The following is a 13,654-nucleotide window of genomic DNA, read 5'->3' as shown; positions in this document are numbered from 1 at the left end:
GTCGATTTTGGATTTGACCTTCTCGAAGCGACGGGCGCCGAAGCCGGACTCCGAAAGGGTCCCTAGAGGCGGGACATCGCGGCCTTGAAGGGGTCGAGGCCGAGCGAGCCGAGGTTGAGCGCTTCGCGGTGAAACTCCTTGAGGTCGAAGTCGGCACCCTTGCGCGCCTTGGCGTCGTCTCGGGCCTGTAGCCAGATGCGCTCGCCCACCTTGTACGCCGGGGCCTGGCCGGGCCAGCCGAGGTAGCGGTTGAGCTCGAAGCGGAGGTTTTCGTCCGGCACCCGGCAGTGGGCGCGCAGGAACTCCCAGCCCAGCTCCGGCGTCCACCGCTCACCCGGGTGGAAGCCGAACGGGTTGTCGCGCGGGATCTCCAGCTCCAGGTGCATGCCGATGTCGACGATGACGCGGGCGGCCCGGAACGCCTGGCCGTCGAGCATGCCGAGCTTGTCACCCGGGTCCTCGAGGTAGCCGAGGTCGTCCATCAGCCGCTCGGAGTAGAGCGCCCAGCCCTCGCCATGCCCGGAACACCAGCTGAGCAGGCGCTGCCAGCGGTTGAGCAGCTCGGCCCGGACCAGCGTCTGAGCGATCTGGAGGTGGTGGCCCGGCACGCCCTCGTGGTAGACGGTCGTGACCTCGCGCCAGGTGGAGAACGCGGTGATGCCCTGCGGCACCGCCCACCACATGCGGCCGGGACGGGCGAAGTCTTCGCTCGGCGCGGTGTAGTAGATGCCGCCGTCGCTGGTCGGCGCCAGGCAGCACTCGATGCGGCGGACCGGCTCGGGGATGTCGAAGTGGGTGCCGTGCAGGTCGACGAGCGCCTTGTCGGCGAGGGCCTGCATCCAGTCGCGGAACGCCTCCTTGCCCTCGATCCGGCGGGCCGGGTCGGCGTCGAGCGCGGCGACGGCGTCGTCGATCGAGGCGCCCGAGCCGGCGATGCGGGCGGAGACCGCGCGCATGTCCGACTCCAGGCGGGCCAGCTCCTCGAACCCCCACGCGTACGTCTCGTCGAGGTCGACGCGCGCGCCCAGGAAGTAACGGGAGGCGAGCTGGTAGCGCTCGCGCCCGGCGGCCTGCTTTTCCCGCCCGAGCGGCGCCATGGTCTTGCGCAGGAACTCGCCGAACGCGGCGGTCGCGGCGGTGGCCGCGGAGGCGCCCCGCTTGAGCTCGGCGGTGAGAGTGTCGCCGGCGTCGAGCCCGTCGACGAACCCGTGGAAGAAGTTGTCGGCGTCCGGGTCGGTCCAGCTGTCGCACTGCTTGGCGACCTCGATCATCTGGGCGCGCGGGCTCACGTGGCCGGCCTCGGCCGCCTCCCGCAGCGTCACCTTGTACTGCTCCAGGGCGGCCGGGAACTGGCTCAGGCGGGCAGCGATGTTGGCGACCGCCTCTTCGCCCTCGCTCGGCATCAGATCGAAGACCATGCGCAGGCCGTGCAGCGCGCTCGCGATCACGTTGAGCTCGCTGGCGGCCTCTCCCGCGTCGTACCGCTCCAGCTCCAGGCCGAGCCGCTCGGCCATCGCCTCCTTCGCGACGCGCTCGGGCTCGGTGACCGGCTCGGTCGCGTCGATCGCGGCCAGCGTGCGGCGGGTCAGGTCGGCCTGGGCCGCGAATCCGCTCGGCGAAAGGTCGTCCAGCTTGTCGTCGTAGCCCTTGATGCCGGCATAGGTGGCGCCGGTCGGGTTGAGCGCGGCCCACTCGTCGACGTAGCGGTCCGCGAGGTCATCGATTCGTCCCACGGTGCGACCCTACGCGACGCCCCTGTCGTGCGCCTTGCCATTGCCTGTCACCCCGAAACGCTCCGAGTGACAGCCATCACCAGGTCCGAAAAGCGCGGGACTTTCGTCGTACCCCTGCGGCAGAGTGTCAGGAGTGTCCACCGCTACCGCTCCTGACAGGCTCAGTCTTCGGGCCTTCCTGCCGGGTTACCTGGCCCTGGCGGTGATCTGGGGTGCCAGCTTCCTGTTCATCAAAATCGGTGTGCGCGAGCTACACCCGCTCTACCTCACGCTCTTCCGGGTCGGCACGGGCGCGCTGACGCTGCTCGTCGTGCTCGCGGTCACGCGTGTCCAGCTGCCCCGCGACCCTAAGCTCTGGGCCCACCTGACCGTCGCCGGCGCGATCGGTGTGGCGCTGCCGTTCACCCTCTTCGGCTACGGCGAGGAGCGGGTCTCCTCGGTGCTCGCCGGCATCTGGAATGCGACGACCCCGCTCATCGCGCTGCCGATGGCGGTGTTCGCGTTCCGCACCGAGCGGCTGACGAGCCGGGGAGCGGTGGGCGTCGGGCTCGGCTTCGCGGGAGTGCTGACGATCCTCGGCGTGTGGGAGGGCGTCGGCGGCTCCCACCTCACCGGGCAGCTCATGTGCTTCGGGGCGGCGGCCTGCTACGGCTTCGTCATTCCGTACATGAAGCGGTTCGTCGCCGGGCGGTCCGAGTCGGGCGTGGCGCTGTCGGCGGCCCAGCTTGTCGCCGCGACGGTGCTGCTGGCCATCGTGACGCCGCTGCTGGTCGGCGCGCCGCCGGCACCGGCGAGCCTCTCGTTCGACGTGATCGGCAGCGTGCTCGCGCTAGGCGCGCTCGGCACCGGCCTCGCGTTCGTGATCAACATGCGCAACATCCGGCTCGCCGGGGCCAGCACCGCGTCGACCGTCACCTACGTGATCCCAATCGCGGCCACGGTCATCGGCGTGCTCGCGCTCGACGAGCGGCTGTCGTGGTATCAGCCGGTGGGCGCGGTCGTCGTCCTCGCCGGCGTGGCGGTGTCGCAGGGCCTGGTGCGCCGCCGCAAGCCGCCGGTCAGCCGTGCGAGCGAGCCCATTCGACAAGCCGCTCAGCAGGCCAGCTATTGACGACGTGCTCGGGGAGCACGCCGCAGAGCGCCGCCCGCTCGCAGCCAAAGCGCTGCCAGTCGAGCTGACCCGGCGCGTGCGCGTCGGTGTCGATGACGAACGAGCAGCCGGCCTCCAGGGCCTTGCGGATCAGGCGCTTTGGCGGGTCTTGCCGCTCCGGCCGTGAGTTGATCTCGACCGCCTTGCCGTGCTCGGCGCAGGCGGCGAAGACCGCGTCGGCGTCAAACTGGCTCTCCGGCCGGCCGGACTTGCTCGCCCGGCGGTGGCCCCGGTCACCCTCGCCCTCGGCGCCCTTCGGCCGCTTGGTGACCATGCGCCCCGTGCAGTGACCGAGGATGTCCAGGTGGGGGTTGGCGATCGCGGTCAGCATCCGCCTGGTCATCTTGGCGCTCTCGTCACGCAGGCCACTGTGCACCGAGCCGACCACGACATCGAGCCGGGCCAGCAGCTCCTCGTCCTGGTCGAGCGAGCCGTCGGCCAGGATGTCGACCTCGATGCCGGTGAGGATGCGAAAGCCGGCGGGCAGCGCCTCGTTGACCGCCGCCACGTAGTCGAGCTGCTTGCGCAGCCGGTCGGCGGTCAGGCCGCGCGCGACGGTCAGGCTTGGCGAGTGGTCGGTCAGCACCATGTACTCGTGGCCGAGCTCGACCGCCGCGAGCGCCATCTCCTCGATCGGCGAGCCGCCGTCGGACCACTCGGAGTGGGTATGGCAGTCGCCCTTGAGCGACTGGCGCAGCTGTGACGCCGCGTCGTCGAGGTCGACGCCCTCGGTGGCCAGCAGGCGCCGGAGGTACACCGGCTCCTCGCCGGCGAGCGACTCGCTCACGCAGCGCGCGGTCACGTCGCCCACGCCGGAGAGCTTGGTGAGCGTGCCTTCCGCGGCGCGGCTCGCCAGCTCCTCGGCGGGGAGCGCGGCGAGGGCCTTGGCGGCCGAGCGAAACGCGCGCACCCGGTAGGTCGCCTCGTTGGCGCGCTCCAGCAGAAAGGCGATGCGCCGCAGGTCGGCGACGGGGTCTCGGGTGGTCACGCCCCGAACCTACCGTCCCCCGCCGTACGCGTTCAGGTAGTAGTCGACCGGGTCGCCGCCGCCCATGTAGTGCCACGGGTGGTCGGTGATGTACGTGTAGCCGATCAGCTTGAACTGGTCGATCGCCGCCTGCATGTCGCCGCACTGCCAGAACGCGAAGGCGAACGAGTTGTGCAGCTTCGGCCAGCCCGGGCGCGGCTGGTACGACGGGTGCCAGATCGACCGCTGCGCGGCGGCCCGGATCTCGGCGCCCACCTCGGGGCGCTTCATGTACTCGACGTCTTCGCCGCTGGGCAGGTCGAGCCACATCTCGATGTGCGCCTCGACAAGGCCGCCGTGCAGCTGCGAGCCGGGCGGGGCGTACCCGGAGGTCTGCCGCGCGAAGGCGAACATCTGCTCGTGGCTGCCGAACCACTTGCGGCACAGGTACTGCTGCATCGCGCCGTGTGCCCACTTGTGCGTCGGGTGGCGCTTGACCACGTCCTGGAAGCGGCGCTGCTGCTCCTCGAGGTCCACCTGCCGGCCGACACCGGAGGTGAGCAAGAACGCGCGGGCGGTGGTGTCGTACTGGTCGCGGTCGGCCACCTCGTCGAGGCAGTTTTCGGCGAACCGCAGTCGCTTGAAGAACAGGTCGAACTGCTCCCGCTGGGTGGCCTCGGCGCGGGCCGAACCGCGCGCCTCCCAGGCCCAGAAGACACCGTGCGCGCCCTGCACGAGCAGCGGGAGCGTGGACTGCGGCTCGGCCGCCACCCACTCGCCGATCCAGTCCTGCACGCCGTCGACGTCGGCGCAGACGGAGATGTAGAAGGCGTGGTCGTCGGGGTCGCGCACGGACTGGAGGAAGCCGCGCGCGGACGCCCAGTCGCGCCGCTCCATCGCGGTGATCAGCTGCCGCGCGGCCGGGTCGCGCTGGGCTTTGTCGATGGTCGGCCGCGACGCGTCGCTCGCCTGCTGGCTCTGATCCGGCCGTTTCCTGGAGAACAGCCCCATGATCGTTTCCTCCCCGTATCGACGACCCTGGGGACTCTACCGGGCTGGACGGGGTTGCCGAGAAAAGATCAACTCGGTACTGTCCGCACGTTTCCACGGGGAGGAAAGCGCATGGTCGCCGCAGTACGCGCCGGTGCGTCAGTGCTCATGCTCGCCGGCTTCTATCTCGTCGCGCTCATACAGGTCGTCGCCGCCATCGCGTTCGGCGTCTGGCTGAGCACCCTGATGCCCGGCGGTCTCGCCGTCAAGCTCATCGGGCCGGTGCTGATCGCCGCGATCGGATCCGTGGCCATCGGGCTGTGGAAGGCGGCGCGCGCGAAGCCGAAGCCGCCGGAAGGGCTTAGCGTCGGCCCGGATCAGGCGCCCGAGCTGTGGCGCACCGTGCACGAGCTCGCACACGTCGTCGGCACCCGGGTGCCCAACGAGATCCGGCTCGTGCCGGACGTCAACGCCGCCGTGTACGAGGAGGCACACCTGCTCGGCCTGATCGGCGGGCGGCGCACCCTCTACATCGGACTGCCCTTGCTCCTCGCGTTCACCGTCGACCAGCTCCGGGCGGTGCTCGCGCACGAGCTCGGCCACTACTCGCACTCGCACACCCGGCTCGGCGCGATCGCGTACCGGGGACGGCTCGCGATCGGCGGCACGATCAGCCGGATCGGGCAGTACAACGTGGCGGGCTGGGTTTTCAAGGGATACGCCCGGCTGTACCTGCTGGTCGACAACGCCTCCTCCCGCCGGCAGGAGCTGGAGGCCGACCAGGCGGCGGTCCGCGCCGCCGGCCGGGCCGCCGCGGCCAGCGCGCTGCGCGAGATCCCGGTCGTCGACGCGGTTTGGGGCTTCTACTTCCGGCGGTACGTCGAGCCGGGCTGGGAATCGGGGTACGCGCCGGACGACCTCTTCGGCGGGTTCGCCGAGCTGATCGCCGCGCGCAAGGACGAGCTCGAAGAGCTGCGCGGGCAGGAGCCGCCGAGCGAGGGATCGGTGTGGGACACGCACCCGCCGATCGGCGAGCGGATCGGCGCGATCGCCGCCACACCCGAGGTCGCGCGTCCGGCGGACGGCCGCCGGGCCGGCGTGCTGCTGCCCGACCTGCGTGGCGCGGGGCGGGCGATGCAGACCAGGATGCTCAACGTCGGCGACCGGCAGGTGCTGCCGTGGGCGTACTTCACCGCGGCCACCGCCACCACGACGATGCAGCGCGAGGCGGACGCGGTCTTCCGGGCGATCGGCCGCGCGGTCGGCGCCCACCAGCTCGGCCTGTCCGCGCTGCTCGACATCGTCGCCGCCAACCGGCTCGGTGCCGCGGCGGAGAGCCTCTTCCCGGACGCCACCCGGCGCGAGGTGCCAAAGCGGTTCACCGACACGATGGCCATGCTGATCGCGCTCGCCGCGGTCCGGTCCAATGTGGCCTATTGGCAGCACTCGTGGACCGGGCCGGCCCGCCTCGTCGGCCGCGACGGCCAGCCACTGCCGACCGCGGAGATCGCCGCGCGGGCCGTGTCGCCGCAGACCGTGGGTGAGGCCCGCGCCTGGCTTGCCCACCTCGGCATCGACCCCGGCAGCGCGGTGGTGGTCGAGCAACGGGCCAGCGCGACCGGCGCGGGCGTGATCGCCGCGATCGCCAACGTGAAGGTCGACGGCGTTGAGCACGACCTGCTGGTGCTGGACAAGGGGCTGGTGTTCGTCGGCGACCCGGGCAAGTCCGACAAGGGGAAGGCCCGGCTGGAGGAGCTGGTCGGGTCGGCGCCGGCGGACGAGATCGCCAAGCGCCACCGCTTCCTGCCGTACGAGGAGGTCACCTCGTTCGCCGTCACCAAGAGCGTCCCGCTGCGCGCCGACATCACACTGCACAGTGGACAGACGATCTCGGTGCAGGAGGCGTGGAGCAGCGAGCTGATCACCAAAAACAGCCGCGACGTCCTCGTCGACGTGCTGAAGCGGGTCTCCGACTAGCAGATCTGAGCTACCGCGATGTCCGTCGGGGGTTTCGGCTGGCTCCGCGAGCCGCCGGCCGGGAGCGGGCCGCGGGCATCCGCCCGACAAAGCTCCACCCGGTGGGCTTGCGGCGCGGACCAGGCAGCGTGGGTCGGGGATCTCGGCGAGCGCCAGCTCGCCGCCGACCCGCGCGGTCTCCGGCGGGAGCGGCGGTCCGCAGCTGACACGGACCCGGGCACACTCAAGCTTGAGGCACACCAGACGGCATCACCTTGATCCCGAAACAATCTCCTAGTCGTCGGGGGGAGTGGGGCGGACGGCGGTCACCGAGCGGCGGTCTTGCGCGACCGCGGTGATCCAGCCGCCGGCGCGGCCGAGCCGGATCAGGGCGTCGGAGCGGGCCGGGAGGTCGAGCGTGGTGCCCGGCTTGGGCGGCCAGGCGGCGCGGGCGGCCGCACCGGGCTTGAGCCAGGCCGTCAGCTCGCCGATCGGGTCGGCGCCACCGAGGGCGGCGCGGGCCTGGGTCAGGGCTTCGAGCACCGCGTCGAGGGCCGGCCCCACCGCGTCGGCGTTGCCACCGCACATCGCGGCGACGAGCTCCGGCCGCGCGGCCGCGACCCGGGTGCCGTCGCGAAACGACCCGGCGGCCAGCGCCGCGGCGAGCGGGTCGGTCGCGCTGGCCGCGAGCGCGGCGGCCAGCAGGTGCGGCACATGGCTGACGATCGCCACCGCCCGGTCGTGTTCGTCGGCCGTCGCCGGCACCACGCGGGCACCAAGCCCGGTGAGCAGCGTGGCCAGCTCGAGCCAGTCGGGCAGCGAGGTCTCGCGCGGCTCCAGGCAGAGCACCCACGCGCAGCCGGTGAAGAGGTCGGGGTCGGCGGAGGTGAAGCCGGAGGTCTCCCGCCCGGCCATCGGGTGCCCGCCGACGAACCCGGCCAGCCGGTGTAGCCGGCGCCCGACCAGGTCGCGGACCGGCCCCTTGACCGATGTGACGTCGGTGACGAGTCCCGAGTAGCCGGCCTTGCCCAACTCGTCGAGCACGGTGTCGAAGGCGGGCAGCGGCACCGCGATCACCACAAGCTCGGCGCTGGCGACCGCGTCGCGCACGGTCGGCGCGACCTGCCACCGCGCGCTGGCCGGTGCCTTGGCCGCGGCGGTACGCGCGGTGGCCCGGGTGGCCGGGTCGGCGTCGTAGCCGAGCACCCGGTGCCCGGCTCGGGCGAGCGCCCGCAGCGTCGATCCCCCGATGAGTCCCAGCCCGATCACCGCGATGTCCACGCGGGAGACTTAAGCACACCCCGCTGTGGGGTGGTTACTGAGATCTCCGCCGGGGCGCGGTCTGGTAGTGCCTAGGGCTCGCTGGGGCAGCCGTTGCTCGCCTTGTACGACGCGACCTTGCTCACCGGCGAGGTGCTCTTCTTCTTGCGCCAGTCGTTGAGGAACGGGGCCGGCCAGACCACGCCTCGGCGGATCCACCAGTCGCCCGTGCGCTTGCACACCGGTGAGACGCCGAAGTGCAGGTGGCAGACGTTGTTGGCGTTACCGGTCTTGCCGACCGTGCCGAGCCGCTGACCGGCGCGGACCCGGACACCCGCCTCGATGCCGGACTGCACCACGGTCAGGTGTGAGCCGTAGTAGCGCACGCCGTCGTCGCCGAGCAGCGACACGGACAGGCCGCCGTTGTAGGGGCCCTGCACGCCGGTCTTCGAGTACTTGTCGACGCGGCTCACCTCGAGCACCTTGCCGTCGGTGACCGCCACGACCGGCTCGCCGCAGTCGGCGAAGATGTCGGTCGCCGGGTAGCCGGAGTGGGTCGGGTGATAGGACACGTTGCTGGCCTGCACCGGAAACACGTACTTCCACTTGCCGGCGGTGGCCTTGGCGGGGCTGCTCTTGGACGGGGTCGGCTTTGGCGATGGTGTGGGCGTCGCGCTCGGCGTGGGCGTCGGCTCCGGCGCGGCGGTCGTCGGGTCGGCCGCGGCCGTGGTGGCCGGTGGCTGCTCCCAGGCGACCGGCTCGCCGGCCTCGGGCGCATCCTGCGCGCAGCCGGCCGCCAAGGCGCCGGCCAGCACCACGATCATCGACGCTCGTATCCGTCGTCCCGAAAGCACCCGGCCATACTGGCAGACGAGCCTGGGTCCCGCCGACCCGGCGGGTAGGCTGCCTCTATGGCGGACCACTTTCCGCGTACCCCGTCGGGGTTGTTTCCGTCCCGGCCGCCGCGCCCCACCTACCGCGAGCCGCACCGCGTGCGGGGTGGTGCGCTGAGCGCCGGGCTGGGCGCGGGCGCCGCCTGGATGCTCTTCCTCGGGCTGCTCGGCAGCGATCTGCGCAGCTACGTCTGGTGGTCGGTGCTCGCGGGCGCCGTGGCCTGGTCGGTGGCCTTGATCCTCAGCCGGCAGGGTGACCGGGGCGTGGCCGCGGGCGTCGCGATCAGCGTCGGAGTGGCCTGGTCCGCGGCCGCCATCGCGGTCGCCGTGCGGTGGGGGATGACCGGCGACTGGCCACTTTGGTAGGCGTTGGGTAGGCGTTCTGTTAACTCGTCGTTGCGTGGCGCACCCGGGCTTGACGAAGGGCGCCACCGCTCGGCATCCTCGCGGCATGGCCTGGACAGTGGAGCGGCTCGACCCCGACCGAAGCCGCCGCCGGCTCCAGCTCCTCGCGGAGCTCGCCAGCGCGAAGTCGGTGCGGGATCGCGAGCGCCCTCGGCGACTGCGCGGAGATCGGCTGCGGGAGCTGATCGCCACGCGCCGGCGCCTGGCGAGCTGAGCGGAGCCCTCGAGGCAATTCATCGGGGCGTTGTGCGGCCAGTCGCCGATCGGAGCGGCTACCGTCACGCGTAGCGGAAACAACGGCCGTGGGATGCCGCCGGCCCACGCGGTTGGTTAACACTGAGCTTGATGGTTCGCTCGCAAGCTCGCTCACTTGGGGGGACCGTGTCGTACTTCGCTGCTGCCGTCGCGCGCGGCTCGTCCGGTTGGGCCGCGTCCGAGCTCGATCTGACCGGTGCGGCCGACATCGACGAGGTCGTCGACCGGCTACGTGACGCCGACGCGGACGCCGACGTGGCGTTGCTGTTCGTCGAGTCCGACGACTCATACCTGGCCATCCTCCGCCTCGACCAGGGCGAGGATCTGCGCGTCTTCGGTTCCGACTCGGTGTTCGCCGAGGAGTCCCGGCTCGGCGCGCTGCTGCTCGGCGACGTGAAGGCGCCGGCGCTGGAGATCGACGAGGTGACCAACCCGCCGGCGGACACCGACGACGAGGCGGCGCCGCCGGCCGCCGAGCCCGACGTCGACCCGGTCGGCGACCCTGAGCTCCTCGCCGACCTGGGCGTCTCCGCACACCAGCTGCTCAGTCTCTGCGCGCACGAGGGCCTGCTGCCGGCCGACGTCACCGCGGAGATCTGCCAGGTCCTCGGCTGCGCCGACGAGGTCGAAGACCTGCGTGAGCAGTGATCGGCTCGCCCGCCACGAGGAGTGGATGCGGCGGGCGTTGGCCGTCGCCGGTGCGTCCGGTGCGGACATTCCGGTCGGTGCGGTCGTGTACGGGCCGGACGGCGCCGAACTGGGCGCCGGCCGCAACGAGCGGGAGCTGACCGGCGACCCGACCGCGCACGCCGAGGTGGTGGCGCTGCGCCGGGCCGCCGCGGCCGCGGGCTCGTGGCGGCTCGACGGGTGCTCGCTCGTCGTCACGCTCGAACCGTGCACGATGTGCGCCGGCGCGCTCGTGCTGGCCCGGGTGTCCACGTTGGTCTTCGGCGCGTGGGAGCCCAAGACCGGCGCCGTCGGGTCGCTCTGGGACGTCGTGCGCGACCGCCGCCTCAACCACCGCCCCGAGGTGTACCCGGGCGTGCTCGCAGCGGAGTGCGCGGAGCTGCTACGCGGCTTCTTCCGGCTTGAGTAGCGACGTGGCCACCTCGCGGGCCGACTCGGTCCACGCGGTCGGGCGCAGCGTCGCCTGGTCGAGCCGCACGATCGCCCGCTTGCCCTCGGCGTAGCAGGTGCGGCCGTCGCGGGAGAGGAAACGGAAGCCGTACAGCGCGCTCGTCTCGCCGAGCTTGTCGAGCCAGAAGTGGACGAGCACCTCGCCCCCACCCCGGATCGGCCGGTGGTACGTGATCGCGAACTCGCGCACCGCGTGGAAGAGGTCCGGCATGGACGGTCCGTTGTGGTCGTAGTAGTGGCCCCGCGCGGTCCAGTACGGGGTGATCGCCCGCTCCAGGAGCACCGCGTATCGCGCGTTGTGCACGATGCCCATCGCGTCGAGGTCGTCGAAGTAGATCGCGATCGGCTCGACGTGGCCGTAGTCCACGGTGCGATCCGCGAGTGCGGCGTGCGTCATCATTCCTCCGGCAGCAGGGTCGGGTCGGTGCACAGCCCGCGCAGCCGCTCCAGCACGGCCCGGCGGGCCAGCGGGTAGACGACTTGCGGCGAGAGCAGGCGAAACTGCATGACGGCGGCGACGCCGGCCGCCTCTATCTCGTATGCCAGCATGGCCACGTCGGTGTCCGCCCGCAGCTCGCCGAGCTCGATGGCCTGGCGGGCGAGCTTCTCCATGTACTGCATCCACTCGGCGTGGGTCTGGGCGATCCGCTCGTAGACGGGGCCGGAGCGGGCGTTGTACTCGAACTTGACGGTGGCGAAGAAGCAGCCGCCGGGCAGCGTGCTGGACGCGTAGAAGTCGAGCCGCGCCACGTGCAGCGTCCACAGCCGGCCCACGCCCCGCGGCACCGACCGGGCCGGCCCGATCACCTGCTCCTCCCACTGCTCGCGGGCCCGCTCGACGGTGGCGAGCTGGAGGTCCTGCTTGGAGCGCCAGTGGGCGAAGAGGCCAGACTTGCTGACGCCGAGCGCCTCGGCGAGCTGGCCGAGGGAGAGCCCGTCGAGGCCGTCTTGGGTGACGAGCGCGACCGCGGTGTCCAGCACCGCCGTGCGCGTCCGCTCGCCCCGGGCCACCCGGCCGTCGACCATCACCCGGCCAGCATATGAATAAGACCGACCGGTCGTAAATCTAATTTGCCGGAAGAGTGACCTGCACCACCAGGCCGCCGCCGTCCCGCGGGCTGGCGTGCACCTCACCGCCGTGAGCCCGCGCCACCGAACGCACGATCGACAGGCCCAGCCCCGTGCCGCGGGCCGACCCCACCCGGTCGGTCAGCCGCCGGAACGGCTCGAAGAGCCCCGGGACCTCGTACGCGCGCACGACCGGGCCGGTATTGGTCACGCTCAGGCGCGTGCGCGTGCCCTCCTGGGTACACGACACCTGCACCCAGCCGCCGGTCGCGTTGTAGCGCACGGCGTTGTCGACGAGATTCTGGGTCAGGCGTTCCAGCAGCACCGGGTCGCCGGAGGTCGGCGCCGGCAGCAGCTCGTGCCGTACCTCGACGCCGGGCGCGCGGGTCTGGTCCAGCACGTTGCCGGCCACGTCGGCCAGGTCGACCGGCACCGGGTCGACCACCGCCTGCTCCGAGCGGGCCATCGTCAGCAGGCCGTCGATCAGCCGCTCGTGGCGGGCGTTCACCTCCAGGAGCGTCGTGCCGAGCTGGTGCAGCCGCGGCGGCGCGTCCGGCTGGCCCATCGCCACCTCGAGCAGCGTGCGGTTGATCGCCAGCGGGGTGCGCAGTTCGTGCGAGGCGTTCGCCACGAAGCGCCGCTGCCCGTCGAACGACCTGTCCAGCCGTTCGAGCATGTCGTCGAACGTGTCGGCCAGCTCGCGCAGCTCGTCTCGCGGGCCGCCGAGCGCGATCCGTTCGTGGAGGTTGCGGTCGGCCACCCGGCGGGCGGTCTCGGTGATCCGTGTGATCGGCCGGAGGGTACGCCCGGCGGCCAGCCAGCCGAGCCACACGCCGAGGACCGCGAACCCGCCCAGCGCGAGCGAGCCGCGGCGCAGCAGCGAACCGAGTGTCTGTTCGCGCAGGTCGAGCTGGATCTGCTTGGCGAGCGCTTCCTTGCGTTCGATGGCCGCCTGGTCGGCGGGCGGCAGCGACTTCTTGATCGCCGCGGCGGCCTTGTCGTCGATCGGCTTTTGGAACCCGGTGAACTCGGTGTACACCACGCCGGGCTTGGGCTCCTGCTTTTCCAGCGCGGCGGCCAGCAGCAGATAGGTCACGGCGAGCAGGGCCGTGCCGGCGAGCAGGAAGAGGCCACCGTAGAGGGCGGTCAGGCGCATCCGGACCGTCCAACTCCCGCGGATGTTCATGGAATCTGGTACCCCACTCCTGGAACGGTCGCGACCACCGGCGGCGAGCCGAGCTTGCGACGCAGCGTCATGACCGTTACCCGCACGACGTTCGTGAACGGGTCGATGTTTTCGTCCCAGGCCCGCTCCAGGAGCTGCTCGGTGCTGACCACGGTTCCCTCGGCCCGCAGCAGCTCCTCCAGCACCGCGAACTCCTTGCGGGACAGCGGCACGAAGCGACCGTCGCGGAAGACCTCGCGGCGGGCCGGGTCGAGCGCGATGCCGGCGCGCTCCAGCCGTGGTGGTATCGCCGGGCGAGCCCGCCGCCCCAGGGCCCGCACCCGGGCCACCAGCTCGACGAAGGCGAACGGCTTGGGTAGGTAGTCGTCGGCGCCGAGCGCCAGGCCGGCCACCCGGTCGGGCACCTCGGCGGCCGCGGTGAGCATCAGCACCCGCGTCTCGCCGCCGGCCGCGACCACGGCCCGGCACACCTCGTCGCCGTGTACGAGCGGCAGGTCGCGGTCGAGCACCACCACGTCGTAGTCGTTGACGCCAAGCCTTTCCAGGGCGGCGTCGCCGTCGTACACCACGTCGACGGCCAGTGTTTCGCGCCGGAGCCCTTCGGCGATCGCGTCGGCCAGGAGCTCCTCGTCTTCCGCGACGAGTACCCGCACG

15 protein-coding genes are annotated in these 13,654 nt (G+C 71.9%); 6 read left to right on the top strand and 9 right to left on the bottom strand.

All coding sequences use genetic code 11. The features are described 5' to 3' along the window. Positions 1-62: 62 nt before the first annotated feature. Positions 63-1,733, bottom strand: coding sequence for a DUF885 domain-containing protein (locus ACTMTJ_RS10110; protein ID WP_441215891.1), 1,671 nt, complete (start codon positions 1,731-1,733; stop codon positions 63-65). Positions 1,734-1,866: 133 nt separating this feature from the next. On the opposite strand from ACTMTJ_RS10110, the gene ACTMTJ_RS10105 reads away from it, so the two are divergent. Beyond that, complete coding sequence (locus tag ACTMTJ_RS10105) at positions 1,867-2,844, top strand: DMT family transporter (RefSeq protein ID WP_441215890.1); 978 nt, start codon at positions 1,867-1,869, stop codon at positions 2,842-2,844. On the opposite strand, the gene ACTMTJ_RS10100 is transcribed toward ACTMTJ_RS10105, so the two are convergent. Both ACTMTJ_RS10100 and ACTMTJ_RS10095 read right to left on the bottom strand, forming a co-directional pair. After that, on the bottom strand, positions 2,792-3,871 hold the full coding sequence (locus ACTMTJ_RS10100; RefSeq protein ID WP_441215889.1) for a PHP domain-containing protein: 1,080 nt from the start codon (positions 3,869-3,871) through the stop codon (positions 2,792-2,794). The genes ACTMTJ_RS10105 and ACTMTJ_RS10100 overlap by 53 nt on opposite strands. A 9-nt stretch (positions 3,872-3,880) precedes the next feature. Next, the gene (locus tag ACTMTJ_RS10095) at positions 3,881-4,861 is read right to left on the bottom strand and encodes a DUF4034 domain-containing protein (protein ID WP_441215888.1); all 981 of its coding nucleotides are present in this window, start codon (positions 4,859-4,861) and stop codon (positions 3,881-3,883) included. A 111-nt stretch (positions 4,862-4,972) separates the two neighbouring features. Between ACTMTJ_RS10095 and ACTMTJ_RS10090 the strand changes: the two genes are divergently transcribed. After that, entirely contained in the window at positions 4,973-6,817 is a 1,845-nt protein-coding gene (locus ACTMTJ_RS10090; RefSeq protein WP_441215887.1) for a M48 family metallopeptidase, read from the top strand. A 273-nt stretch (positions 6,818-7,090) separates the two neighbouring features. Here the strand turns inward: ACTMTJ_RS10090 and ACTMTJ_RS10085 are convergent, their stop codons facing one another. Beyond that, positions 7,091-8,077 (bottom strand): prephenate dehydrogenase/arogenate dehydrogenase family protein, encoded by a 987-nt coding sequence (locus ACTMTJ_RS10085; RefSeq protein ID WP_441215886.1) that lies wholly within the window; start codon positions 8,075-8,077, stop codon positions 7,091-7,093. 71 nt (positions 8,078-8,148) lie between these two features. After that, positions 8,149-8,880 carry a M23 family metallopeptidase gene (locus tag ACTMTJ_RS10080; RefSeq protein WP_441215885.1) on the bottom strand — a complete coding sequence of 244 codons (732 nt, stop codon included), beginning with the start codon at positions 8,878-8,880 and terminating at the stop codon, positions 8,149-8,151. 87 nt (positions 8,881-8,967) lie between these two features. Here ACTMTJ_RS10080 and ACTMTJ_RS10075 point away from each other — a divergent pair, with 87 nt between their 5' ends. From ACTMTJ_RS10075 to ACTMTJ_RS10060, 4 genes are all read left to right on the top strand, one after another. Then, positions 8,968-9,315 (top strand): hypothetical protein, encoded by a 348-nt coding sequence (locus ACTMTJ_RS10075; protein ID WP_441215884.1) that lies wholly within the window; start codon positions 8,968-8,970, stop codon positions 9,313-9,315. Between the two features lie 85 nt (positions 9,316-9,400). Then, complete coding sequence (locus ACTMTJ_RS10070) at positions 9,401-9,568, top strand: hypothetical protein (RefSeq protein ID WP_441215883.1); 168 nt, start codon at positions 9,401-9,403, stop codon at positions 9,566-9,568. A gap of 167 nt (positions 9,569-9,735) precedes the next feature. Continuing rightward, positions 9,736-10,257, top strand: a complete 522-nt coding sequence (locus ACTMTJ_RS10065) for a tRNA adenosine deaminase-associated protein (RefSeq protein WP_441215882.1) — start codon at positions 9,736-9,738, stop codon at positions 10,255-10,257. Next, positions 10,247-10,705, top strand: a complete 459-nt coding sequence (locus tag ACTMTJ_RS10060) for a nucleoside deaminase (RefSeq protein ID WP_441215881.1) — start codon at positions 10,247-10,249, stop codon at positions 10,703-10,705. Before ACTMTJ_RS10065 ends, ACTMTJ_RS10060 begins: the two co-directional genes overlap by 11 nt. On the opposite strand, the gene ACTMTJ_RS10055 is transcribed toward ACTMTJ_RS10060, so the two are convergent. The 4 genes from ACTMTJ_RS10055 to ACTMTJ_RS10040 are packed head-to-tail and all read right to left on the bottom strand — an operon-like array spanning position 10,679 to position 13,653. Next, entirely contained in the window at positions 10,679-11,143 is a 465-nt protein-coding gene (locus tag ACTMTJ_RS10055; protein ID WP_441215880.1) for an acyl-CoA thioesterase, read from the bottom strand. The genes ACTMTJ_RS10060 and ACTMTJ_RS10055 overlap by 27 nt on opposite strands. Further along, the gene (locus ACTMTJ_RS10050) at positions 11,143-11,772 is read right to left on the bottom strand and encodes a TetR/AcrR family transcriptional regulator (RefSeq protein ID WP_441216305.1); all 630 of its coding nucleotides are present in this window, start codon (positions 11,770-11,772) and stop codon (positions 11,143-11,145) included. Before ACTMTJ_RS10050 ends, ACTMTJ_RS10055 begins: the two co-directional genes overlap by 1 nt. 40 nt (positions 11,773-11,812) lie before the next feature. Then, positions 11,813-13,000 carry a sensor histidine kinase gene (locus ACTMTJ_RS10045; RefSeq protein WP_441215879.1) on the bottom strand — a complete coding sequence of 396 codons (1,188 nt, stop codon included), beginning with the start codon at positions 12,998-13,000 and terminating at the stop codon, positions 11,813-11,815. Next, positions 12,997-13,653: a response regulator transcription factor gene (locus tag ACTMTJ_RS10040; RefSeq protein ID WP_441215878.1), complete on the bottom strand. Its 657-nt coding sequence runs from the start codon at positions 13,651-13,653 to the stop codon at positions 12,997-12,999. The genes ACTMTJ_RS10045 and ACTMTJ_RS10040 overlap by 4 nt, the downstream gene beginning before the upstream one ends. Between the last annotated feature and the right edge of the window lies 1 nt (position 13,654).

The organism is Phytohabitans sp. LJ34 (assembly GCF_052068095.1).
In the GTDB taxonomy this organism is placed as follows: Bacteria; Actinomycetota; Actinomycetes; order Mycobacteriales; family Micromonosporaceae; genus Phytohabitans.
The sequence above is the reverse complement of the archived record's forward strand: the minus strand, read 5'-3'. Positions and strand labels throughout refer to the sequence as shown.

Excerpts from the sequence above, each read along its gene's own strand:
- ACTMTJ_RS10095 (WP_441215888.1), bottom strand. The coding sequence starts at position 4,861 with ATGGGGCTGTTCTCCAGGAAACGGCCGGATCAGAGCCAGCAGGCGAGC.
- ACTMTJ_RS10090 (WP_441215887.1), top strand. The coding sequence starts at position 4,973 with ATGGTCGCCGCAGTACGCGCCGGTGCGTCAGTGCTCATGCTCGCCGGC.
- ACTMTJ_RS10080 (WP_441215885.1), bottom strand. The coding sequence starts at position 8,880 with ATGATCGTGGTGCTGGCCGGCGCCTTGGCGGCCGGCTGCGCGCAGGAT.
- ACTMTJ_RS10075 (WP_441215884.1), top strand. The coding sequence starts at position 8,968 with ATGGCGGACCACTTTCCGCGTACCCCGTCGGGGTTGTTTCCGTCCCGG.
- ACTMTJ_RS10070 (WP_441215883.1), top strand. The coding sequence starts at position 9,401 with ATGGCCTGGACAGTGGAGCGGCTCGACCCCGACCGAAGCCGCCGCCGG.
- ACTMTJ_RS10055 (WP_441215880.1), bottom strand. The coding sequence starts at position 11,143 with ATGACGCACGCCGCACTCGCGGATCGCACCGTGGACTACGGCCACGTC.
- ACTMTJ_RS10050 (WP_441216305.1), bottom strand. The coding sequence starts at position 11,772 with ATGGTCGACGGCCGGGTGGCCCGGGGCGAGCGGACGCGCACGGCGGTG.
- ACTMTJ_RS10045 (WP_441215879.1), bottom strand. The coding sequence starts at position 13,000 with ATGAACATCCGCGGGAGTTGGACGGTCCGGATGCGCCTGACCGCCCTC.